Annotated in this window: 14 protein-coding genes and 6 pseudogenes; 12 read left to right on the top strand and 8 right to left on the bottom strand. The window is 60.3% G+C overall.

The genetic code is table 11. From position 1 onward, the window contains the following. From A9K71_RS09110 to A9K71_RS09100, 3 genes and pseudogenes are all read left to right on the top strand, one after another. A pseudogene (locus A9K71_RS09110) lies at nt 1-327 on the top strand (beta-ACP synthase); the annotation flags it as partial. A 136-nt stretch (nt 328-463) separates the two neighbouring features. After that, nucleotides 464-656 (top strand): annotated as a pseudogene (locus A9K71_RS09105) (transposase); the annotation flags it as partial. Nucleotides 657-748: 92 nt separating this feature from the next. Continuing rightward, nucleotides 749-1405, top strand: coding sequence for a glutathione S-transferase family protein (locus A9K71_RS09100; RefSeq protein WP_082980412.1), 657 nt, complete (start codon nt 749-751; stop codon nt 1403-1405). Nucleotides 1406-1538: 133 nt separating this feature from the next. Here A9K71_RS09100 and A9K71_RS09095 read toward each other — a convergent pair whose 3' ends face one another. From A9K71_RS09095 to glyA, 3 genes are all read right to left on the bottom strand, one after another. Beyond that, nucleotides 1539-2549, bottom strand: a complete 1011-nt coding sequence (locus A9K71_RS09095; protein WP_066993512.1) for an adenosine kinase — start codon at nt 2547-2549, stop codon at nt 1539-1541. Nucleotides 2550-2649: 100 nt separating this feature from the next. Next, the gene (metK, locus tag A9K71_RS09090; RefSeq protein ID WP_066993509.1) at nt 2650-3846 is read right to left on the bottom strand and encodes a methionine adenosyltransferase; all 1197 of its coding nucleotides are present in this window, start codon (nt 3844-3846) and stop codon (nt 2650-2652) included. 56 nt (nt 3847-3902) lie between these two features. Beyond that, nucleotides 3903-5237 carry a serine hydroxymethyltransferase gene (gene glyA / locus A9K71_RS09085; RefSeq protein WP_066993506.1) on the bottom strand — a complete coding sequence of 445 codons (1335 nt, stop codon included), beginning with the start codon at nt 5235-5237 and terminating at the stop codon, nt 3903-3905. A 1323-nt stretch (nt 5238-6560) separates the two neighbouring features. Here glyA and A9K71_RS09075 point away from each other — a divergent pair. The 4 genes and pseudogenes from A9K71_RS09075 to A9K71_RS09065 all read left to right on the top strand — a co-directional run. Then, nucleotides 6561-6881, top strand: coding sequence for an iron-sulfur cluster assembly accessory protein (locus A9K71_RS09075; RefSeq protein ID WP_066993501.1), 321 nt, complete (start codon nt 6561-6563; stop codon nt 6879-6881). Between the two features lie 338 nt (nt 6882-7219). Further along, nucleotides 7220-7756: an insulinase family protein gene (locus A9K71_RS32450; protein WP_066993498.1), complete on the top strand. Its 537-nt coding sequence runs from the start codon at nt 7220-7222 to the stop codon at nt 7754-7756. After that, a pseudogene (locus tag A9K71_RS32445) lies at nt 7641-7934 on the top strand (insulinase family protein); the annotation flags it as partial. The gene A9K71_RS32450 and the pseudogene A9K71_RS32445, both read left to right, overlap by 116 nt. Before the next feature lie 124 nt (nt 7935-8058). Beyond that, nucleotides 8059-9174: pseudogene (locus A9K71_RS09065) on the top strand (HipA domain-containing protein); the annotation flags it as partial. A gap of 914 nt (nt 9175-10088) precedes the next feature. On the opposite strand, the gene A9K71_RS09055 reads toward A9K71_RS09065, so the two are convergent. Continuing rightward, nucleotides 10089-11444 carry an aminotransferase class III-fold pyridoxal phosphate-dependent enzyme gene (locus tag A9K71_RS09055; protein ID WP_066993490.1) on the bottom strand — a complete coding sequence of 452 codons (1356 nt, stop codon included), beginning with the start codon at nt 11442-11444 and terminating at the stop codon, nt 10089-10091. Between the two features lie 799 nt (nt 11445-12243). On the opposite strand from A9K71_RS09055, the gene A9K71_RS09050 reads away from it, so the two are divergent. From A9K71_RS09050 to A9K71_RS09040, 3 genes are all read left to right on the top strand, one after another. Continuing rightward, on the top strand, nt 12244-12582 hold the full coding sequence (locus tag A9K71_RS09050; protein ID WP_066993487.1) for a hypothetical protein: 339 nt from the start codon (nt 12244-12246) through the stop codon (nt 12580-12582). A 412-nt stretch (nt 12583-12994) separates the two neighbouring features. Continuing rightward, nucleotides 12995-14413 (top strand): NAD-dependent succinate-semialdehyde dehydrogenase, encoded by a 1419-nt coding sequence (locus A9K71_RS09045; protein ID WP_210180295.1) that lies wholly within the window; start codon nt 12995-12997, stop codon nt 14411-14413. Nucleotides 14414-15429: 1016 nt separating this feature from the next. Continuing rightward, complete coding sequence (locus A9K71_RS09040) at nt 15430-16212, top strand: HAD-IIA family hydrolase (protein WP_245299567.1); 783 nt, start codon at nt 15430-15432, stop codon at nt 16210-16212. Nucleotides 16213-17309: 1097 nt separating this feature from the next. On the opposite strand, the gene A9K71_RS09035 is transcribed toward A9K71_RS09040, so the two are convergent. The 4 genes and pseudogenes from A9K71_RS09035 to A9K71_RS31295 all read right to left on the bottom strand — a co-directional run. Next, on the bottom strand, nt 17310-17534 hold the full coding sequence (locus tag A9K71_RS09035; protein WP_197092112.1) for a hypothetical protein: 225 nt from the start codon (nt 17532-17534) through the stop codon (nt 17310-17312). Between the two features lie 151 nt (nt 17535-17685). Next, on the bottom strand, nt 17686-18306 hold the full coding sequence (locus A9K71_RS09030; RefSeq protein ID WP_066993479.1) for a hypothetical protein: 621 nt from the start codon (nt 18304-18306) through the stop codon (nt 17686-17688). 458 nt (nt 18307-18764) lie between these two features. Beyond that, nucleotides 18765-19280, bottom strand: a complete 516-nt coding sequence (locus tag A9K71_RS30125; RefSeq protein ID WP_197504209.1) for a DUF2285 domain-containing protein — start codon at nt 19278-19280, stop codon at nt 18765-18767. A gap of 1221 nt (nt 19281-20501) precedes the next feature. Continuing rightward, a pseudogene (locus tag A9K71_RS31295) lies at nt 20502-20654 on the bottom strand (IS91 family transposase); the annotation flags it as partial. On the opposite strand from A9K71_RS31295, the gene A9K71_RS09020 reads away from it, so the two are divergent. Together A9K71_RS09020 and A9K71_RS09015 are read left to right on the top strand one after the other, a co-directional pair. Then, nucleotides 20625-21596 carry an IS110 family transposase gene (locus A9K71_RS09020; RefSeq protein WP_066993473.1) on the top strand — a complete coding sequence of 324 codons (972 nt, stop codon included), beginning with the start codon at nt 20625-20627 and terminating at the stop codon, nt 21594-21596. The pseudogene A9K71_RS31295 and the gene A9K71_RS09020 overlap by 30 nt on opposite strands. A 427-nt stretch (nt 21597-22023) precedes the next feature. Further along, nucleotides 22024-23185: pseudogene (locus tag A9K71_RS09015) on the top strand (IS110 family transposase). Nucleotides 23186-23277: the final 92 nt, after the last annotated feature.

The following is a 23277-nucleotide window of genomic DNA, read 5'->3' as shown; positions in this document are numbered from 1 at the left end:
GGCACCGGCACCAAGGCCAACGACGAAATCGAAACGGCGGCGATCAGGCGCGTCTTCGGTGACCATGCTAACTCGCTGTCCGTCTCCTCCACCAAGTCCACACACGGCCACTGCCTCGGGGGAGCGAGCGCGCTCGAAATGATCGCCTGTGTGATGGCGATCCAAGAGGGTGTTGTGCCGCCGAGCGCGAATTATCGCGAGCCGGATCCCAAATGCGATCTCGATGTCACCCCCAATGTTGCCCGTCAGCGCAAGGTGCACGTGGCCATGAGCAACGCTTTCTCCATGGGTGGCTTGAACGCAGTGCTGGCATTCAAGCAGGTGTAGAAGCATGCCAGCTCTCTGGTCGCCTCCTCATCCAGATGCTTGGCCGTGCGAAGACCGACAGCAGCGACAGCTGTTGCCTGCGCGATTCATCGAACGCGGTCTTGGGCTACATAGAGGATTCTATGACGAGGCCGAGATCTCCTTCCCCAACGAACATCGCGCCAAGTTGGATTCGATCAATCCGATCGAGCGGCTTAACGGCGAGGTCAAGCGGCGAAACGGCGTCGGCATCTTCCCCAACGACGTTGCCATGGTCCGCGCCGACACCGGGAACCATAAGCCGGATGAGCGATGATCCGCTCGTTGGCCTGCCGGCAGTGGTACGCTGATCAGTCTGGACCCTGCCAATGAGCACGGCGACCAAAGCCGCCAATTACACCACACCAGTGGCCACGATCAAAAAAAGCCGGAGATACTTAGGATGATGACATTGTACGGATCAGGTCCGACGCGCGCGCTTCGCGCACTTTGGGCCCTTCAGGAGCTGGATGCGGAATTCGCGATTGTGCGCGTCAACATTCTGGCCGGCGAAACCCGTCGCCCCGACTTTCTTCGCCTCAACCCTGCCGCCAAACTTCCGGTGCTGGTTGACGGTGACTTCGTGCTCACGGAATCCGTCGCAATCGTCATGTACTTGGCGGAAAAGTACGCGGCCAAAGGATTGATGCCCGTCGACCTAAAGGAGCGGGCGCAGGCATATCGATGGTCCCTGTTTGCGGTTACCGAACTCGAACAGCCGCTTTGGCGGATAGCCAAGCACACATTTTTGTATCCCGAAGCCAAGCGTCTGCCGGAAGACATTGTCCTTGCCAGGGAAGAATTCGTGGCGATGGCAGCGGTACTTGAACAGCACATGGACGGGCGTGCGTTCATTGTTGGCGACAACATAACCATCGCCGATTGCGTCACCGCCTATGTCCTGGACTGGGGCAATGAAAATGGGATGGTTGATCAGTTTCCAAATCTCAAAGCATATCTCGAGCGGATGTATACTCGTCCCAAGGCCCCCCAGCGGATCGCCGTAACAGCCTCTAGAATTAGAAAAATCGCCGACGCAATTGCAGCCTCTAGAATTTGAAATCTCCGCTGGATGGCATGGGAGCCGACTCTAGCCAAGAGCGAGCCAACGACCATCGCCAGTGTGGTTTCTTGCCGGCTCCTGGTTTGCGGCATGGCCGCCGTTCGTGCTGGTCGCAGCGGGCGACTGCTCATCACTCGATGCGACCTTGCCGGTGCTCGCCAAATTGATCGGCCTCCCGGCGCAAGCTCTGGCGCGGGCGCGGGCCGATCTGCTGGATCACCAAGCCGGCAGCCAGCGAGCCGAGGTCGCCGCAGTCCTTGAGGCTGCGTCCGGTCGTGTAGCCGAAAAGGAAGCCGGCGGCATAGAGATCGCCGGCTCCGGTCGTGTCGACCAGTTCCTTGATCTTCGTCGCCTCGATGGTAACGGTCTCGTCGCCGCGCACGATGACCGACCCTGTTTCAGAACGGGTGACGGCGGCTATTCTGCAATCCTTGCGGATGGCGGCGAGCGCTTCCTCGAAGGAAGCGGTCTGGTAGAGCGACTTGATCTCGTGGCTGTTGGCAAAGACGATGTCGACCGTGCCCGAACGCATCAGCTCGAGGAACTCGTCGCGATAGCGGTCGACGCAAAAGGAATCCGACAGTGTCATCGACACTTCGCGGCCCGCCGCGTGCGCCAGCTTGGCCGTCTGGCGGATCGCTTCCTTGGCGCGCGGCGGATCCCACAGATAACCCTCGAAATAGGTCACCTTGGCGCCGGCTGCCTTGTCGGCCTCGACATCCTCCGGGCCAAGCTCGACGCAGGCGCCGAGATAGGTGTTCATCGAACGCTCGCCGTCGGGCGTGACGAAGATCATCGAGCGCGCCGTCGGCGGTTCGCCCTCGAGCGGCCCGGTATCGAAGGCCACGCCCTGGGCCTTGATGTCGTGCGTGTAGATTTCGCCCAGCGCGTCGTTCGACACCTTGCCGAAGAAAGCGGCCCGTCCGCCGAGGCTGGCGACGCCGGCGGCGGTGTTGCCGGCGCTGCCGCCGGAAGCCTCGATCGCGGGTCCCATGCGGCTGTAAAGCAGTTCGGCACGCTTGGCGTCGATGAGGTTCATCGCGCCCTTGATGATGCCGTTGGTCTCGAGGAAAGCCTCGTCGCACTGCGCGATGATGTCTACAATGGCATTGCCGATGCAAAGCACGTCATATTCCGGCATCAAAATCTCCGCCAAGAACCCACCCGGCTATCTGGCATGCCGGCGGGCGCGGGTCTAGCGAGTTGAAATGGATTGCAGCATTCGCTTGATCCAACGGCCCTCACGCAGCTGCCGGTCCTGCTTCACGCAGCAAGTCGTCGGCTCTGTCCGTCTTTTCCCAGGTGAACTCAGGCTCTTCACGGCCGAAGTGCCCGTATGTCGCGGTCTTGCGGTATATCGGGCGTAAGAGATCAAGCATCTTGATGATGCCTTTCGGTCGGAGATCGAAAAGCTCAAGAATAAGGCGCTCGATCTTTTTTTCCTCGACCCTTGCGGTTCCGAATGTGTTGACCATGACAGAAACCGGACTGGCCACGCCGATCGCGTAAGCAAGCTGAACCTCGCAGACCTCTGCAAGGCCGCTGGCAACGATGTTCTTGGCGACGTACCGCGCCGCATAGGCGGCCGAGCGGTCAACCTTGGATGGGTCCTTGCCCGAAAAGGCGCCGCCGCCGTGACGCCCCGTTCCACCGTAGGAATCGACGATGATCTTGCGCCCAGTGAGGCCGCAGTCGCCGGCGGGCCCGCCGATCACGAACCGCCCTGTTGGGTTGACCAGAAATCTGATCCCAGAAGTATCAAGGTGGGTCGGCAGGACCGGTTTTATGATCTCCTCAATGACGCCATCGCGGACTGTATCTTGGGAGACCGCCTCGTCATGCTGCGTTGACAGGACTATGGTATCCAGCGCCACCGGGCGGAGACCCTCGTAGCGTACGGAGACTTGAGATTTCACATCCGGACGCAGCCAGCCAAGCTGTCCCGTTTTCCGGACCTCCGCCTGTCTTTTCGTCAAACGGTGGGCGAGCTGGATCGGCAAGGGCATCAATGTATCCGTCTCGTTGCATGCAAATCCAAACATGAGGCCCTGATCCCCCGCCCCCTGCTCGAGATCCTGTCCTCGTCCTTCGTCAACGCCCTGGCTGATGTCGGGCGACTGCTCGGTGAGAGCCAGAACGACGGCGCAACGTCGACCATCAAAGCCGATGGCATCGTTGTCGTAGCCAATATCGAGGATCGTATCGCGGGCGACTTGGCTGTAATCGATCTTCGCATGGGTGGTGATCTCGCCAGCCAGAACGACCATCCCTGTCTTCACCAACGTTTCACACGTCTTCACCAATGCTTCACAAGCGACGCGCGCCTTAGGATCCTCGCGAAGGACCGCATCGAGGATGGCATCCGATATGTTGTCTGCCAACTTATCCGGGTGTCCCGCACCGACGGATTCGGAAGAGAACACGAACTGTCTGGCCATGGATGCCCTCGCTTCAAGTGTTGGAGTTAGGTGAGGAGTTTGCGGATTGGGGTGGCTTATCGGTCGGTGATGCCGGGGACCTCGAACGCAGTGCAGAAGTCGGCAACCTCTCTTCGTACGCTCGCATGAACTTCCTGGTCATCGGGCTGGCGGCAGACCGAGTCGATGAAATCGGCGATCTGCACCATCTCCGTCTCGCGCATGCCCATGGACGTCACCGCTGGCGTCCCTAAGCGGATGCCGCTTGTGAGCGCCGGATGCCGCCGGTCACCCGGCACCATATTAAAGTTCGTAATGATGCCTGCCCTTGCCAGGCGATCGGCATAGGCTTTGCCTGATAGCGGCCGGTTCCGAAGATCAAGGATCAGCATGTGATTGTCAGTGCCCCCGGTGACGAGTTCATAACCTCGCTCCAGAAGCCCCTGGGCCAGAGCCTTGGCGTTGTTGACGATCTGCTGACCGTAAATACGAAAGGACGGGTTCGCTGCTTCCTGCAAAGCGACAGCAAGCGCGGCGATAGTATTCATATGCGGTCCGCCTTGCAGGAGAGGGAACACGGAGCGGTCTATGCGTTTGGCCAGATTGTGTTTGTTCGGATGATAGAGTGGCTGATAACGGTCTTCATTCCTTGACAAAATAAACCCACCGCGAGGGCCGCGGATCGACTTGTGAGAGGTGCTGGTGACCACGTCGCAATGGCGCATCGGGTTCGGATGCACTCCTGCGACAATCAGGCCGCTGATGTGGGCGATGTCAGCCACCAAATAGGAGTTCACCTCCGAAGCAATTTCGGCCACTGCGGCGTAGTCAAAAATACGTGGATAAGCAGTTCCGCCGACCCAAATCAGCTTCGGGCGTTCCCGCTTGGCGGTCTCGCGCAACCGGTCATAGTCAATTTGCTGTGTCTTCTCGTGCAGCCTGTAGGGGACGCGCTGATAATCGGTGCCGCAGAAGTTGACTGCCCAACCGTGCGTCAGATGGCCGCCTTCGGGTAAAGGCAAGCCCATGACTTTGTCTCCCTGAAACAAAAGCGCGCGGTAGACTGCCTGATTGGCCGGGGAGCCGGAATATGGCTGCACGTTAGCGTGTTCACAGCCGAATAGCGCCTTCAAACGCTCGATAGCGACGTTTTCAAGCTCATCGACGATCTCGTTTCCGGCGTAGTAGCGCGCACCGGGGTATCCCTCGGCATACTCGTTGGTGAAAATCGAACCGGTCGCTTCCAACACCGCCGAGGAGGCAAAGTTCTCGGAGGCGATAAGTTTGAGAGTTGTCCGCTCCTGGCGCTCCTGTCTTAGAAGCAGTTCATGAACGCGGTAATCGACGTGGACCAAGGAAGACCGTCCGAAAGTGTCGGGCTGCGCGATGGCACCCTCGGCGCAGTTGCTCATGGTAATTCGCGCTCCAATTGGATGGATCTATTCCCCATCAAGCAGGCGGTCCCCTTGGCCCGCCCGTCTTGTACCGCCTCGAGCCGCTCCAGGTCCCGCTTATGAGGCCCATCGTCGTGGGGCAGGAGATCGACCAAGAATTGAACCAAACCTCGGTCCTTGCCCACTGTATTGAGATGATATGAGGACCAAGGACGTTGTCCGTTGCCGCAAAGAAAGTCGGCTCTGGCGAGCCTCCGGACGTGTCGCACGACGTGCTCGCGACGCAGATCCAGAATCTCTGCTAGTTCGCAGACAGTCAGGTCGGCATGCGCGCAAAGGCCCAGAATCCTTAGCCGATCAAGATATGCTGCTGTCATTAGGCGATCGACAAGTATCATCATTGGTCAGCACGACGCCAAATAGAAGTACCAAACCCTTGTGCTGCTGGTCATTTCGCGCTCTTCGCAAATGCTGTTCGGCAGCGAAACATAAAATGCACCGGATTTCTGCCGCCACTGAAGTCGAAATTTGCGGTGAGACTACCATTGACAGCGAATTGCAGTCGCAAAGATTCCATGAATTTCCTTGAAGTATCTGTTGCAATGCCTACACAAGAACGCAACGAGCTTGGGAGGTGCTGGTAAGACGGCAAGCTGGCGAACTGCTTGGCCAAGAGGGAGGCGATCGGCGCCACCTTTCCCCATTGGCGACAGTTCTAACCTGCATGGTGCACCTGATCCGCCGTTTACTTGATTTCGTCTCACGGAAGGACCGCAAAGCCGTCGTGCCGACGCTCAGCGCCACCGAGCTTGCGAAACAGGAGCCCCACCGCGTCCGATCGAGCGACGCTGTTCCCTAGGCGGCGCGTTGGCCAACCTCCTGGCTTCGCGGCATATTACAATGCCTCAGGCGGCCCTCGCGAGGTGGCGGCCGCCCTGCAGGCCACGGGCAGCACGCGAGTGGTGTTCGGCACCCCCGAGCCGACGCAGAATCGACGGCACCTGCCTTGAGAAGGCGCGATCGATGCGGCTGTCGACCACCCGGTGTTCGCCATCGTACGGTGTGGTGACGATGGCGCGGCTTTTTGGAGCGCACGACCAAGAGTTCCCACCCTTACACTGGTCAACGTTCATATGATCGAAACGCTGGCTCAGGCGATGACACTGGCGATGTGTCCAATGCCGCTTCTTGTACGCAAGGTTTCACTCTGTCCGACATCCGACAATTGATGGATGTGAGAGACGGCGCCAAATCCGCTAACCCGGTGTTTTAATGGATTGTCCTGTCTGGCACGTTCTGTGCGGCAGGGCTTGCGAATGCATCAGCAAGAAAAATAGTCCCATGATCACACTCACTTCAAACGCGCTCGCCGCTGTTAAGGCCGCGCTTTCCCGCGCCGACGAACCGGCGGAAGGCTTTCGCATCATGGTCGAGGCAGGCGGCTGCGCCGGCCGCAAATATCTGATGGGTCTGGAAAGCGTCGCGCGCGAGGGGGATACCGTCATGGAGACGGAGGGGGTCAAGGTGTTCGTCGACGCAAGCTCCCAGCCCCATCTCGCCGGCACGACCGTTGACTTCGTCACGGACCTGGAGTCCTCGGGCTTTGTCTTCGACAATCCCAACGCGCGGGACAAATGCGCCTGCGGCAAGTCCTTCGGCTAGCCGCCATCACGACAAGGATCGGCGCCCATGCGGGACGACACCGACAACGTCTACCTCTTCAGCGACAAGTCTATTTCATCAACCCGAACAATGTCGGCGCTTTGGACACGCCCAAAGCGGCCGGCGAGGTCGGCGCCGTGGCCTGCGGCGAGTTCGACTAGTGGCTATCTCTTGCCCAAGGAGAATTGATGCGATGACCAACCACTCCGCAGCGCCATTGCACAAGCATTGCCCTCTCCTGTTGGAGAAGGGAGGGCCGTGCGCCTCGTCACCTGCTGGCCGTCCTTTCCCTTGCTATTTTCTTCCTCATCCCGCCGGCGCTCACCGCCCGTGCTGCGGTGAACATCCAGGAGGTGAAATCTGAAAAGGGGATCACCGCCTGGCTGGTGGAAAACCACACGCTGCCGATCGTCACGCTCCACTTTGTCTTCGACGGCGGCATCAGCCAGGACCCGGCCGGTAAAGAGGGGGCTTGCCAATTTGATGACCGGCTTGTTCGACGAGGCGCCGGCGATTACGACAGCGACACCTTTCAGGTGAAGCTTGACGACGCCGGCGCCGGAATGAGCTTCGACGCGCGGCGCGACGGCATCTATGGCTCGATACGCCTGCTTTCCAAGCGCCAGGACGCCGCTTTTGATCTGGTCGGGCTAGCAGTAAACAGGCCCCGCTTCGATCAGCCGCCGGTCGAGCGCACCCGCGCCCAGCTTCTCTCCGAAATCATCGCCAACGAGCGCGAACCGCGATCGCCGAGGCTGCATGGCGGCGCAGACGCCCATCCGTATTCGAGGCGGCCCGAGGGCACCAAGGAAAGCCTGGCCCCGCATAACGCCAGCCGATCTAAGCGCCTTCCACAAGGCCGCTTTCGCCCGTGAGGGGCTGCACGTCGCGATTGTCGGCGACATAGATGCCAAAGCTCTGAGTGCAAAGCTTGACCCGTTGTTCGGCGATTTGCCTGAGAAGCAGGCGCTCGCCCCAGTACCTGATGTCATCCCGAAGCTCGACCGGTGGACGTTGGTCGCATTCGCCCTGCCCCAGACTTCGCTCCAGCTGGCTTTTCCCGGTATCGGACGCAGCGACCCCGAATCCTATACCGCGCAGCTGATAAACGATAATACTCGGAGGCTCGCCATTTACCTCCCGACTGTCCCAGGAAGTGCGCGAAAAGCGTGGCCTTGGCCCGCCACTTGTTCGCCAGACCACGCCGGGCAAGCTGCCCCCTTTCCATCCTGTCGCTGCTGCCTGAAGGCTGGCTTGAATCGGTGTTGAACGACCGCGACGAGCGCGCGATGCTGCGCTCGGGCAAACGCTACATGTCGAACATCACCATCGTCGAGCATGCGAGCGATCTCTCCGCCCTGCCGCCCGACATCCTGCTAACCCGGCTCAATGGATTTACTAGGAACTCTGTCTTCACTGGCCAGTATGCAGGGCCGGGTCGCGGCGATTTAGAGCAGAGCTTCGAGCGCAATTTGGCGCAGATTTTCGAGCGTACCGATACACCCCGTTTATCGGGCGTTCAGATCAAAGCGCCGATGTTCCTCGATACCGACGGTACTCTCTCCCCCAGTACCGGCAAACCGTTCACCCACATGCTCAAGCCTGCCGGTACAGGTGGATTTGAGGCCCTGCCGGTTATCGAATGGCAGTCGCTCGCTTTGGGCAGCGCGGCCGGTTTCAAGACGCCCGCGACGGCGCTCGTCCCCATGCCTGACGGGATGCCTCCGGCGCTCCTCGTCGAGCGGTTCGACATCAGAACGAGCCTTGACGACAAGCATCTTTTGGCGCTTGAGGATTTTTGCTCAGTGCTCGGTGTGCCCACGGAAGCAAAATACGATGGCACAATGGAGCGAATCGCGCGGGCACTAAGACCGCTATCGACCTCCCCTAAGACGACGTCCTGCTTGTTCTCAAGCGATCCTTATTCGCCTGGCTGATCGCCGATGGCGACATGCACCTGAAGAACAGCGCGCAGTTCAGCTCAGTCCGCATGGCTCCGCTCTACGACGCGGTCACGACTCGCGTGTTTCCACATCTCGAAAAAGACCGGATGGCCCTCAAGCTGAACGGCAAAGACGATCGTATGCGGCGCGCCGACTTCAAGGCTTTCGCGAGCACGGCTGGCCTCAAGGCAGCCGATGCAGATACCAGCATTGACGATCTCGTTGCAGCCCTCTCACGCGCTCTCAACCACCTCGAATTGCCGCAGCCTCTATCAGACGGCTCTCAAGGCGCGAAGATGGCGGAGCAAATGCGCGCAATTGTCCACGAACGCATCGAAGGGTTTGCTTAGATGATCGATCTACTGATACGCCGGTCCCGCTCTCAGACCCAAACACCTTATTGGCAGAACCGCCTACCCATATCGCGTTCGAGGTTGAGCTTGCGCTTTTCCCAATCGGCCTCCATCCGCGTCCAATTTTTTTTGAGCCCCTTGTGGACTGTGCGACGGTCAGCGTTCGCCCGGGCGGAGCTGGTCAAGGTTGCGCAGCCCGGGCGGGCGCGGATCGCGCTTGGCAGCTGATGGGTGATCAGGCGCGGTTCTTGAAGCGCCAGGACTCGTGTGGACAGGTGACAAGTCATTGATGCTGCGGACTTGCAACTTTTCTCTGTCGTGAAAGGACAAGTTCTTTATCAATAATTCAAAATTTCACATCTCATGATCTTGATGATGTTCCCATAGTCTCTTTGCGTTCGCGCAGGTCCGGGCCATTGTGCAGGAAGCGGGCTCCCAGCAAAAACAACTACTGGGTAGAAGGAGTCGGAAACGCCGCAACCCAACCATGCAAAATCTCAGAAAACGGCAGGAATGCTGGAGGTTCGGTGAAACGAACGCAAACCTCTTAACTGCAGTCAAACCGCGAAGCCGATGGGGCGTCTTTGCGCGCGGCCCTCGATCTGCGCGTGTGCACGGGCAGGCAAGCTGACAATTACCGGTCGATCCCGGACCAGCCGCGCCAGGCGCTGGCATACTGCGCCAAGCGCAATTGGCAGCTACTGATCGAATTTAATTTGTTGAACCGGGTGCGAGCGGCACCGATGACGCCCCTTGAATTGCAGCGTGTTCTCGACATGGCGACGGTCGTCGGTGCGCCGTTGTCGTGCATTCCTTTCCCGCTTCGCTCCCGATCACTTCGCGCTCGAATATCCAGTGACAGGTATCGGCGAAACCGCCGACGCGACCGCTGCCGCGAAGCTATTGCTCGATCAGACCCACGGAGATTGGTTCCAAGTTTCATGAACGGCATCCACCAGCGCTGCGGCTAGATCTTGGACATCGGTCTCGCTCATCGGAGTCGAGAGCGCGCCAGAGCAATTCGTCGTCATTAGAAATCTCCGTTGTAGCATTGCAAGGTGCACCTTTGCGAGCGCCGCCTTCTGCAACGCGCTCGGGAACGAGGTCCGGTAGTTTCGGATCACTCCAGTTTTCAGGTGGAGCCGAAAGAGGGAGCTCGCGCCGGTAACCTGCGCGGGGAGTTTGCGCCTTCTGAGTTGCTCGATGATTTCACTGCGAAGCGTTTCGCCCATCTGGTTAAGACGGTCCACGGCATCCTTTGTGTATGATCGCAGTGCCGCCAGGCCAGCTGTCATGCTGAGCGGGTTTGCGCTGAACGTGCCGCCGTGGAACACGGCTGGCTTGCCCCTGGTGTGATCGAAGACCGCCATGTACGACGCAGGCCCCGCTACGGCACCAACGGGCAAACCTCCGCCGATGATCTTGCCCAAAGCAACCAGATCCGGCTCAAAGCCGAAGATGTCATGGGCGCCACGGAAACCGACGCGGTAAGAAACGACCTCGTCAACCACAAGCAGGATGCCGTAGCGGTTACAGCAATCCTGGATGACCTCCCGCAAATCCGCCTCTATCGGAACCATGCCCACGCGGGGAGCAACTGGATCGAGAAGGATCGCGGCGAGGCGCTCATGGTGTGCACGGATGAGCTCTCTGCACGACTTGGCCTCGTTGTAAGGAAGGACAAGGACATCCGCGGCGGTGGAGGCGGGAGTTCCACTGGCATAGAGCACACTGTTAGGCGACGAATCGCCCCAGTTGTCTGGTGCAGAATCAAGGCTCACTTCCACATAGTCATAGGCGCCGTGATATGCGCCCTCGAACTTGGCAATCATCGGGCGCCCTGTAATAGCGCGAGCGGCCTTGACAGCGAACATAACAGCCTCGGTGCCGGAGCTCGTAAAGCGGACCTGCTCAAGCTTCGGCGAATGCGTCGTGATTGCTTCCGCGAGCCTGGTCTCGCTTGTGGTCGGAAGCCCGAATGCGGTGCCGTCGTCCAGGACCTTGTGCAGCGCCTCGATCACCGGCGGAAAGGCATGGCCGTGAATGAGCGAGAAGGAGTTGTTTGCGCAGTCGAAGACCTTGCTGCCGTCCGCGTCAGTGATCCAGCTGCCCGCTCCTGCCACAGCATAGGGCGGGTGGGGAGCGAAGAACTGCGCAGCACGCATGCTGCCGCCGCGCGTGATCTTTAGCGCTCGTTGAAACTCCTCGCGAGATTTTGGCCCAACGACCTCTCCGCGGTTGTGGCCCAGCCCTGAAATGCGCTGCATGTCCGAACTCCTTGACTACCTGTCGAGATGGCGAGGCTCTACGAAACTTTGATGCCATTTGGCGCTGGAGCGAGTTCTGATGGAGGTGCTTACACCATCAACACGGATCGAGAATGCTGCCTACTTTCGTGGCGGAGTCGCAGCTCGCCGGCACTCTCGGTGCTGCAACGATCACGCGAAACTGCGGCGTCGGCACGCCGGCATCGCGGGCTAGTTTCTTGGCGATGATCTTGTCGAGCGCTAGCCCATGCCGGGGCGGGCCGCATCCGGTGAACGGGATGCCCGCCGGGCATGGCGGGAACGTGGGTGACACTTCTCGCCCTGAACACCGTACGCATGTTGAAGGCGATCCCCGAGGGCCGGGCCTGCGGATGGGCGGCATTAACCACACGAGCGAAGCGAGCAGTTCTTTATCGCCGTCGCACCCCGGCATCTGGTGGCCGCCCTCTGGCAGTACCGCGTCATGCTTTCGGCCTCGCCGCGGTGGTCGACCTCCGGGCGCGGCTGTCCGAACCGATGATCATGCCGGTGTGACCATGGATCTATACGACGACTACTCGCATCAGCTACTCCCTCAGTTTGCGCACCGTCACGTTCTGCGCGCAGTTGGTTGATCGAGAGGAACAATTCGTCTGGGCCCCCGGCCGTTAACGTCACGCGCAATTGACGTGCCACCGAAGAGCGCGATCAAAAGGAGAAAACCACGCATTCGTGCCACGCGGGCAGGATGCCGGCGCGTCAGTTGTGTCGGGTTTCGAACCGAAGACGTCTTCAATCGGACACGGCCGGATACAGGAACATGGAAGTCGTCGTCTCCTGGTCTTCAAGGATAGAGGCCGAGCTTGAGGCAACCAAGAAACATGCGATCGGCGCCTATGCTATCTACAAACTGGATCCCTCCAGGTCGATTGCAGCCCCGCTCGTCGAATCGCAGTTCGAGAAGCACGGTCGACAACACTCAGCGCCGCGCAGCCTGATCGATCCGGTGATGCTCGATCAAGTAAGGGCAACGGCGGAGCTGCTTTCGGCCGAGCCCCCATTATGGTCGTCGGCCCGACGCTGGGGGCAAAGGATGAGCCCGGCAGCTCAGTTCGCCTTCCTTCTCCCTCTTCTAGGGGAGTTAAATTCGGTTCGGTGAGAAAGGCCGGCGGAGCTGTTTTCGCGGGCGTGCGAAGCACTTGCCTGGTCAGTCGACCGATCCGCCGGATCGCGGCTCGCCTTCTCATGGGAGCGTCCCTTCCGGTGGCAGAAATCGCGATCCGCTCAGGCCACATGAACTGGCTGCGCGGTCGGACGCCGATGTCCATTGTTCAGGTTGTCACTTGATGACAACCGCAAGCCATCGACCACGACAGTTCAAGAATTTGCCCCTTCAAGTTGAGTGGAATGGACTACCAGCCATCAGGCCGAGGCCCTATAAGCAACCCCAGGCGCGGAATAGACGCCGACGCCTGCCGACATACGTATCCGCTGTGTTTGAGAGGAATTCAGTATTGCCCCTGTGCCTGCCGATGGTCCGCCACCTGAAATCCCCGGACCTGTTTGGCGCCATGGATCGCCTGCCGGCGCTCGGCACGCCGGTTAGCGAGCGGACATTCGAGGTCCTCAACCCGTCGAGCGGCGAAGTGCTGGCAGTACTTCCCGACATGGGTGTGGAGGAGACACGCGCTGCGATCGAAAAGGCCTACGTAGCGCAGCCTGGATGGGCGGCTCTGACCGCCCGAGAACGCAGCGACGTTCTGTGGCGATGGCATGAGCTGATCATCGACCACGCCGGTGATCTTGCCGCCATACTCACTGCAGAGATGGGCAAGCCGTTTGCCGAAGCCAAGTCGGAGATTTCGCATGCGGCAGCTTATCTGCAATGGTACGCCGAAGAAGCCAATCGCATCTATGGCGAGACGATCCCCGCACCGTCGACAGACCGTCGCATGCTGGTGATCAAGCAGCCGATCGGTGTCGTCGGCACGATTACGCCATGGAATTTCCCAGCGTCGATGGTGGCGCGCAAGATCTCGCCGGCCTTGGCGGCGGGCTGCGCGATCGTGCTGAAACCTGCTGAACAGACGCCGCTCGTGGCAGGTGCAATGTTTGCCCTCGCGCATCAAGCCGGCTTTCCCGACGGCGTCGTCAACCTGGTCTATGCGTCCGAAGGTGGTGGCGTTGGACGCGAACTCTGCTCCAACCCCAAGGTCCGAAAGATCAGCTTCACAGGCTCGACCGAGGTTGGCCGGCTGCTCATGCGCCAGTGCTCGGACCAGATCAAGAAGGTCAGCCTCGAGCTCGGCGGCAATGCCCCTTTCATTGTCTTTGATGACGCTGATATCGACGCTGCGGTTGAAGGCGCGATCCAGGCGAAATTCCGCAACGCCGGCCAGACTTGCGTTTCAGCGAACCGTCTTTACGTCCAATCGAGCGTTCACGATGAGTTCGTCCAGAAATTCGTGGACAAAGTGCGGCACTTGTCGGTTGGCGACGGCTTCGCTCCGGGGGTGGACATCGGACCGCTCATCGACATGGATGCTCTGGCCAAGATCGAGTCCCACATCGCAGATGCCGTTGCCAAAGGTGGCACAATTCGATGCGGGGCCGATCGTATCGGCAAGGATGGCACCTTCTTCAAACCCACAGTCCTCACTGAAATCTCGAGCATCATGGCGGTTGCGCAAGAGGAGACTTTCGGGCCGCTGGCGCCGATCATTCGCTTCCATGAGGCGGATCAGGTTGTGCGTGAGGCCAACGACACGATCTACGGCCTCGCCGCCTATTTCTATGCCTCGAACCTGAGGCGTGTCTGGCGCGTGGCCGAGGCATTGGAATATGGCATGGTTGGCATCAACACGGGGCGTATGTCTTCGGAAGCGGCGCCCTTTGGCGGGATGAAGCAGTCCGGCATCGGGCGGGAGGGTTCCCGCCACGGGCTCGAAGACTACCTTGAAATGAAATATCTCTGCATAGGCGGAATCTGATCTCTATTTGGATGGACACCTCAGGCGTAGAATGAACCAAAGGGATGATCGAGCGCTTTAGCGAACCTTCTTGCGGCTGGTTCGGGTCGTCTATCGCGACCCGGCCTGCGCTACTTAAGTGAGCTTCTAAGCGCCCAGCTACGTTGAACCGCCTCTACGGCCACGAGCCAAGCGCCGGTACCGGACGGTACGTTGCTCATCCTATCCAACCGCGGCAAGCATCTCATCTGTGCGGGGCGACAGCATCGAGAAGTGCCCGGACGTGATTGAATCGACGCTCGCCCTTGTCATAGCGCCGCCGTGTTGCCTTTCCCTTCTTAGCAACGCCGGCCGCTGCCATTTTCTATCTTCGCTCCTCAATACCCAACCGCCGCCCCAAAACGAAGTGTCTTCGGGCTCTGCCTCAAAAATGTCCTAAGGCGAAATATCTCCTTCCTGTTCCCGCGGCCCAAGCTCGGCGACTAGCAGGCTTTTGAACAGGTCAGGCTCTTCCGCGAAGGGACATCGCAGGGGCCCCACCCTGACTTGGCGGAAACGCGAAAACAAGTAAACCACTCGCGGTCGGCGTCAAGAGTCGGTACTCTTCCACCTTCGGCGCGGGAGCCACTCCCGAAATCGTTCGATGCTGTCCGATTATTGGGAAGTCCGCCAAGGCACCGGCGTGTTTGCGTCCGCGCCGCGAGACAATGCTGGGGTTCCATCACTGTGATGCCGCCAATACGAGGGTTCTGCAGAGAAAACGTCTCGCCAAGCTAGTGGTCCACGCGAACCAGAACGCGATCGTTCATCAGATGCGGTACACAGCGAATGTCGTCAACCCGACGGTGCAGGGCGTCGCACGGCGAGCGATGACGCCACCGACACTTTTTACGCCGCAACGTCCTTATTGCCGCACAAGCAATTGAGCGCCCTTCGCGCATCGCTCTGAATCGGTACAGTCGCCGGCATTCTCGCCTGGTGAAGATACAGCGACACAAGACGTGCCCAGGCCGTGCATCCACGAAAGACATTGAGGGTTGAGATCCAATGATTATAGCGCATCTGCTCGACATGGACGGGGTCCTGGTCCGCGCGGCCAACCGATTGCTGGCTCGGTCGACTATGTCGCCGGGCTGATCGCCAAGGGTGAGCCGTTTCAGATCTTCACCAACAACTCGCGCTTCACGCCCGAAGATCACGCCGAGCGTCTAAGAGCGGTTGGCTTCGCCGTGCAGCCAGAGCACATCTACACATCGGCGCTCGCCACCGCGCGATTCGTGGAACTACAAAAACACGGATCATCTGCCTATGTCATCGGCGACTACGGTCTGGTCGAGGCCCTGCGGCAGGCAGGCTGCCGGATAACGGAGTTTGCCCCCGAGTTCGTGGTCCTCGGAGACACCACTTCGTACCACTACGAGCAGATCGCAACTGGCACCGAGCTTGTGGCAAAGGGCGCGCGCTTTCTCGCCACCAATCCGGATGCGACTGGCCCGACCGAGCGGGGCTCCCATCCGGCATGCGGTGCAGTCGCAGCACTAATCGAGAAGGCCACCGGCCGTCAGCCTTATTTCGTCGGGAAGCCGAACCCGTTCATGATGCGCAACGCGCTCGACCGGCTCGGAGTGCGAGCCGTCGATACCATCATGGTCGGTGACCGCATGGACACCGACGTGCTCGCCGGGCTGGAATCGGGCCTGAAGACAGCCCTTGTGCTTACTGGGGTGACCAAACGGGCTGACATAGAGCGGTTTCCATTTAGACCGGACCACGTGGTCGAGTGCCTTGCCGATCTGGGCCAGATCATCGTGAACCAATAAGCCGAACGCACCCCTACACGAAGACCCAACGCTCCCTCGACGTTCCGCATGGCGGCCGTCAACCTGGGCAATTGTCGGGAGGAACGCTGGCCGATTCCAATGCCCGAAAGGCGTGGGCGCGTTGCACATTAGGGAGGGGTTGCGCCTCGAACCGCTTTTCTGGTGAACAGGAGGACGGGCGACAGGGCAGGACGCTGAACAGCGCAGCAGCCGCCGGACTAGCCGTTGCCGCGGAACAGGCGGCTCGGCGGCTGCGTGTAGCGAGTGGCATCGAATCCCTTCGAAACAACCTTAAACGGGAGTTGGCAATCCGCCTGCCGCAAGTACGTTTTAATGGGAATCAAGCACCGCGCCTTCAAATACGTGCTCTTTGATCATCACGTGGTGTGAAGGCCGATGCGATTGTCGAGCGCCTGGCGATCCGCGAAATCTGTCTGTCCACCGGTTCCCGCCTGCCGCGCTGGCTTCACCGCTCCGTCGCATGTGCTAACGACGATGGGATCAGCTATGAAGATGCTATGTTCACGCTGCGAGCGAACCTTTCCACATTGTCCAAAGGCGGATCTCGAGTTGGCAATGGCCGAAATAGTCGCTGCCGTGAGTACGGAGCCACAATGACCGCGCTCGAAGTCTGACAATTGTTCTAACCCTTGCGCTTCGTTCACGTAATCATGGCAGACGCAGCGGCAAGTTCCGCCTCCTCGACTACCTTTCGGCACCAGTCCGCATAGCCGGACGCGAAACATTGCGCCTTTAGTTGAAGTTCTAAACGCGAGTGCGTCTGAACACGCATGCCCGGCAGGAGACTGAGCTCGCTACGCCTTGGGAGGTGGCGTAATTCAGCGACTCTCGTGGAGGTGGAACCACTCAGTCCGCGCGTTTTGCTGAATAGCCAGCATATACCATGCCAGGTCAAAACGCGTTTAAAAAACACCCGAGGGTCAGGTTCCTGTACGTGTCGGTAGCTTTTCAAGTTGTCCGGTTTTGGTAGCACATCAGATGTCCGCTTCTGTTTGTGTTGTTCGTTGGGCCGCTGTGGTCAGGCGCGTCAGCGGCTGTCCGCAGAGTCCGTCGGATGGGAGCGGCGTCGAAGCGGTTCACGCTGCGCTCCTGAGCAGGGGTGGATCTTGTAGGGCGCCGTCGGCCTGGTAGCGGGCGATGGCGCGCGGCCCGTGGAAGACGGCGAGCGCGCCGTCAGGATACTGGCGCACTTTCACCCGCGCTTTCACATAGTGACGACGCAAGGGGTCTTCAGGCAGTTGCAGGACGAGCCGGCCCCAGGACACCGTGTTGTCGCGGGCGACGACCCGGTCCTCTTCCACGCACAGGATCTCGGCCAGCAGCGCCGGGTCGACGCCCCGAAGGCACTTTCGGCGACCTCGGGTGGCTTTGCGAAACGAGCGTTGTGCGCCGGCACATAGATCTCGGCCCAAAAGCGGTTGGCCGTGGCGACGTCGCCAATCCCGGCCAGCTTCAACTCCTTGGGCAGGCGACCCTGCAGCGTGCCGAACATGCGCTCCGAACGGCCGCGCGCTTCCGGCGAATAGGCCGCGATATGCTCGATGCCAAGCCGTTCCAAAGCCCGGCCGACCTGGTCAGCCGGCTCTTGTCCACCTTCTCGCCGGCTTTGAGCGTCACGAAATAATGGCTGCCGCGATCCGTGTAGAGGCTCGACCGCAATCCTTTCGCGCAAAACGTCTCCGATAACCCCCGAAAGCTCGACGCCGTGCCTTCCTCCTCCACCAGGAAGGCCGAGTAGAGCGTGCCCGTCGCATCATCCATCGTCACGATCAGGTCGAGCGGCGGTGGGCCTTCCAGCCAGGCGTGACGGCTGCCGTCCTGGTGCAGCATAATCCCCTCCACGGCTTCCTTTTCCCGCTTGCGCCGATGCGCCCCGCGACGCTTGGCCCGATCAACAAGCCCCGCCGCGTGCAGCTGCGTCTTGATGAAGGTATAGCCCCAACTGAAATGGTGATCGCGCAGCAGGTGCTCGTGGAAATGCTTCACGTTCCAGCCAAGGTAGCGGTGACGATAAAGCTCCAGCATCTCCTCGATCGCCTCCGCGGGAACCCGGCGTGTCGAAATCTTGCCCAAGCGCCATCGAGCAAGCCAGCTTCCCCAGCCTCTTCGTAACGATCACGGTAGCGCCGAAACTGCCGTTCCGACATGCCGAGCAACTCGCCAGCTTCCGTCATCGAAAGGTCACCGCCTTCCCAGCGGCGCAACACACCAACAAACTTCTGCATTCTCCGGTCCTGTAGCCATGCTGCCCGCTTCATCCCCAGCCCCCGTTCGCTGGTGATAAAACCGGACAACTCACGTGCTACCTAACCCGGACAACTCATCTGCTTACGACAGTCAGGTTCCTGTACGTTGCGTACTCGCCATTGTCTGCTATCGGACAATGCGAACGTGCCTCTTGGCATCGATTGGCCTCAACCAGAGCGCCCCCGCGAAGGCCGTTGGCTGCCATGTCGACCAGGCCAATCGGTGGTGACGGGTTTTAGCTCCGAACGATTCGCCGGCTGACGCACAGGGCGGACTGTCACTTTTTAAAGAAGGAAATCTCTGTACCCTCCATTCATGAGCCCGCGGCCGCGAGAGACGGCGCGGCGAATGCGGTCGCGCAGATGATTGCGAGGATCCCTCCAGTCGGCATCGGCGCGCCGTTGACCAACCAGCGCTTCGGCGAGCTCGCGATGTGACGCTCCAGCAAGTGAACCGTCGAGCGCACGAAGAACGAAGGTCAAACGGGAACCGCGTCTTTCCGGCGGAAACAAGCGGGCGGGCAGATGTTGACCCAGACTTAGAGCATTGAGGCACTCGAGCGCCCTCAGGCGGGGCTTCGAAAGCATTGCTGGCCAGATCGCCTCGGTACGGAGGCAAACAGGGTGCAAGATGTCCGCGCCAGAGACGGCGAGCTGGAGCGTATGCTCCGTATGGCGAAGAAGAACATGCTGGCTTTTGTCGGGCGACAGCAGGACCGTCGCACGACATGGCAATGCTGAGAGATCGAACGGCAATGTCGCCCACGATGCTGACAGCTGTTCTGCGATGACCGGCAGCACATGGACGCACCAGATCGGAGACCAGAATACGAGCGAATTTCGCCCATAAGCCTCGGCGAAACAGGACACCCCAGCGCGACAGGTCGCCGGCCGACGCGACCACCTCGAGAAAGGGGCGGTAGGACAAAGTTTTAGCCTGCTGGCTTGCAGCGGTCACTTCACGCCGAAATGCTGGATTGCGGCGCAAGAACTCCCAAGCCCATTCGCGCGGCGTCAGACCTGAGGTGTAATCGTATGATCTTTCATCGCGCCAATCAGCCGGGCCTGTCACGAGAACTGTACGCACGACTGTGCTCCCCTGCCCGCCCCCAGGGAGGTCGAAACATCATGCCGCTTGGCAAAGCGCCGTCGGCGAAGGCACCATACCTCGATGGAGGCATTTCGTCGAAGCGTGTACCATCGGCACTGACGAGGGCAGAAGACGCCCGCAAACAGCGAGCAGACGGTCGGACCCGCGCAGCGACAGCCAGGGCAGCCGGAGCACGCCAAGGGAGTCGGTTTGATAGCGGTGATCGGCTCCTGCGTGGCGTTCCAGACGTTCCTTGAAGGCGCAGTGGCGTGGCGGTGGATTGCACGCTCATTGTGGGCAACTTGTCGTAGCGCCGGCGCCATTAACTCAGTCATGGCAGGTCTCCTAAGGGGAAATTTCCGCCATTGGAGGCCAAGTTTCACGCCATGGCAGCCTGTATAGTTGTACAGGTTAAGCCGACTGTTCAGTCGAACGCAAAAACGAACCGGCGAGGCGTGCAATCGCTCCTTTGGGTGGTGCCCACGGCGGCTGTTTGCGAGCGGCATGGAGATGGAGCGCGGCCAGGCTCCGCCTGTCCCGGCGGCAGCCGATTGCTCCAGGCAGACTTGCCACCGCACTGTCCATTGTTTGCGGGCAGCCAATGCGCGGCGTCAGCAAAACATCGCCGACCATTGGCCGTCTCGCATAGAAAGTACGCCGAGCCGGAGCTCCCCTGTCTCCAGACCCTATCGTACCTTGAACGGCGGCTCGCCAGCAGCTGAATGCCCTACCGGCCACTGCCATGTGCTCGCCCGAATGCAGCTTGCTCGCGTGATCGACAGACTTCAGGAATACGATCGAGGGACGAGCAGCGAAGGTTGCTGGCAGGGCCCTGATAACATCAGGCCGGCGAAGCAGTGCCCCATTCCTTGTCCTCGGATCTCCGCTTCTTTCCAGCTGGCGGCTAAAACCACAGGCGCAGCCAGCTCGAGATGCCTGGGATCGGCGGCGATTGTGCGTAGCGTCTCGGCGGCCGCTTTGAACAGGATCGTGTAGACCATCGCCTTGTTCTGGAAAGCGATCGCGGCGACCTCGGCCGGCCGCGTGAACACCACATGGAAGTAGGCAACCGGAAGCAACTCGTCCGTGTCGTCATGTCTCGTGCGCTGCGGCGCAAAGATGTGCTGGCATTCTTCGAGCGTCTACCGTCGTGCCTGATCGGCATGGAAGCATGCGGCTCGGATCATCATTGGGCTCGCGAACTGGCAAGTTTTGGCCATGACGTGCGGCCGATGCCGCCAGCGTATGTGAAGGCCTATGTGCGTCGCCAGAAGAACGACGCCGCTGATGCAGCGGCCATCTGCGAGGCGGTGACGCGGCCCTCCATGCGCTTTGTACCGGTGCGATCGGTCGAGAACCAGGCTGCGCTCATGCACCATAAGGTGCGCGAACTTTTGGTGGCACAGCGTACACAACTGCTCAATGCCCTGCGCAGCCATCTGGCCGAGATCGGGATCATCGCCGCGCAGGGACCGAACAATGTTCGTGCTCTGGCGGTTCTCATCATGGAAAGCAACGACATGATCCCGGCGATCGTACGCTCGGCGCTGTTGCCTGTCGTGCGTCGGCTGAACGAACTCGATCATGAGATCGGACAAAGCGATCAGGCCATTCTGGCTCTCGCCAGAGCCGATGAGACCGCGCGCCGTCTGATGAGCGTTCCCGGCATCGGTCCCGTCACCGCCTCTGCGCTTGCCGCAAGTATCCAGGATATCTCCGCCTTCTCGGGCCGGCGTGAGTTCGCGGCCTTCCTTGGGCTAACGCCCCGGCAAAGTTCATCAGGCGGCAAGGAGCGGCCGGGGCGAGTTTCCAAGATGGGAAACCGATATCTGCGCAAGCTGCTCGTTGTCGGCGCTCACGCGGTCCTCTTCCATCGCAAACGTTGCGATGCGTTGAGAAGCTGGGCCGATCGCCTGATAGAGGCCAAGCCGTTCAAGCTTGTCGCCGTGGCGACCGCCAACAAGCTCGCCCGCATCGCCTTCGCGCTCATGCGTGATGACGCACGCTATGCCGCTACGCCGGCGTAACGGAAAAAACGGCTGAGGCTGCGGTCCAGAATCGAGGGTTACAATGACGTGATGGGAACAGACGAGGACATATCCCGAAAGCCTGCAACGTAGTCGGAGCTTCGAGCTCGTTCTCTTGATCAGGCCAAAGGATCAGCGGACACCATCAAGGCCAGCGGTCACAGTACTGCAACAACAGGCCGGAGACATGACCGCACCCGCGAACGTCCCATTGCCGAAAACAAACCCTTGATCGGCGGGCGCCGTCCAGACATGATTATGCTGTATCGCTCGACGGACCGCCTCTGTCGTCGTGGCGCTCCCATGAAGAATCTAGCCCATAGCGCATCCCTTGGATGCCCATCAAAGATCCCATGACCGGTGGTGGATAGCGACCTGCGCTCTGGCAGGGTGGGGTTGCTGACCAACAACTCTGTGGAGGCCAATCATGCATGTTGCAGCCGATCAAGCCGCGGCGCCCGCCGCTATCCGCACCGACCTAGGCGCGATCTTCGTTTCTCTGGAACTCAGTAAATCGACCTGGTTGGTGACCTCGCTGTCGCCGGGCCGCGGCGAGAAGATGTCGAAACATACAGTGCGCGGCGGCGATATCGCCGGACTGCTGGCGCGCTTTGCCCAGCTCCAGGACAAGGCGCATACAAGCACCGGACGGCACTTTGCGCTTGTCGTCATTCAGGAGGCGGGTCTGGACGGCTTCTGGATACATCGTGTCCTGGAAGCCGAGGAGATCGAAAGCCACGTCGTGGACGCCGCCTCGATTGCTACGTCGCGCCGGCGGCGTCGTGCCAAGACCGACAAGATCGATGGTGAGGCGCTGGTTCGCGCGCTGCTCGCCTACAAGCGGGGCGAGCCGCGCGTGTGCGCGATGGTCAGGGTGCCGGGCGTCAAGGAGGAGGACCGCCGCCGCATCGGCCGTGAACGCAGGGTTCTGGTTGGTGAGCGGACCTGCCATGTCAACCGGATCAAGGGCCTGCTGTTTGCTCAGGGCATCACCGGCTACGAGCCGCTGCGGCGGTGACCGGCGACATCGGCTTGAGGAATTGAAGACCGGCGACGGTCGCGCGCTGCCTGAACATCTCAAGGGGCAAATCCGTCGCGAGCTCGACCGACTCGAACTGGTGATGGCCCAGATCAAAGAGGTGCAGGCCGAGCGCGACGCTCTGCTGGCAATCGAAGTCGCCGAAACTCCAGCAGCGACATTGCTCGATTTCAAGGGTATGGGCCCCGAGTGCGCGGCTATCCTCTACTCGGAAGGGCTGTTCCGGCACTTCGATAATCGCCGGCAGGTCGCGGCCTATGCCGGGCTCGCGCCGACACCCTGGCAGAGCGGATCGGTCCAGCACGAGCAAGGCGTCTCGAAGGCCGGCAACCCCCGGCTGCGAACGACGATGATCGAGTTGGCCTGGCTATGGCTGCGCAATCAACCGGCTTCAGCGCTTACCCGCTGGTTCCACGAACGCGTGATGCGCAATCAGGGGCGCCTCAAAAAGACAACCATTGTCGCTCTTGCAAGGAAGCTGCTCGTGACGCTGTGGAAATACGTGACCGCGGGCGTCGTCATCGAAGGTGCCGTCATGAAGGCTGTCTGACGAGACCACACCGACACACTCATCCCTCGAGGCCTGATCAGCCTCGGCGGATCCAGGAGGCGAACCGAGATCCCAGCTGGCTGGAATGCCGT

This window comes from Mesorhizobium sp. WSM3873, from assembly GCF_001672445.1.
Taxonomy (GTDB): domain Bacteria; phylum Pseudomonadota; class Alphaproteobacteria; order Rhizobiales; family Rhizobiaceae; genus Mesorhizobium.
This window is presented reverse-complemented; position numbering and strand designations above follow the sequence as displayed.

What these genes read in the sequence shown, in the direction of transcription:
- A9K71_RS09100 (WP_082980412.1), top strand. Translation starts at nt 749, where the DNA reads ATGATGACATTGTACGGATCAGGTCCGACGCGCGCGCTTCGCGCACTT.
- A9K71_RS09095 (WP_066993512.1), bottom strand. Translation starts at nt 2,549, where the DNA reads ATGCCGGAATATGACGTGCTTTGCATCGGCAATGCCATTGTAGACATC.
- metK (WP_066993509.1), bottom strand. Translation starts at nt 3,846, where the DNA reads ATGGCCAGACAGTTCGTGTTCTCTTCCGAATCCGTCGGTGCGGGACAC.
- glyA (WP_066993506.1), bottom strand. Translation starts at nt 5,237, where the DNA reads ATGAGCAACTGCGCCGAGGGTGCCATCGCGCAGCCCGACACTTTCGGA.
- A9K71_RS09075 (WP_066993501.1), top strand. Translation starts at nt 6,561, where the DNA reads ATGATCACACTCACTTCAAACGCGCTCGCCGCTGTTAAGGCCGCGCTT.
- A9K71_RS09055 (WP_066993490.1), bottom strand. Translation starts at nt 11,444, where the DNA reads ATGCAGCGCATTTCAGGGCTGGGCCACAACCGCGGAGAGGTCGTTGGG.
- A9K71_RS09050 (WP_066993487.1), top strand. Translation starts at nt 12,244, where the DNA reads ATGGAAGTCGTCGTCTCCTGGTCTTCAAGGATAGAGGCCGAGCTTGAG.
- A9K71_RS09045 (WP_210180295.1), top strand. Translation starts at nt 12,995, where the DNA reads ATGGATCGCCTGCCGGCGCTCGGCACGCCGGTTAGCGAGCGGACATTC.
- A9K71_RS09020 (WP_066993473.1), top strand. Translation starts at nt 20,625, where the DNA reads ATGGAAGTAGGCAACCGGAAGCAACTCGTCCGTGTCGTCATGTCTCGT.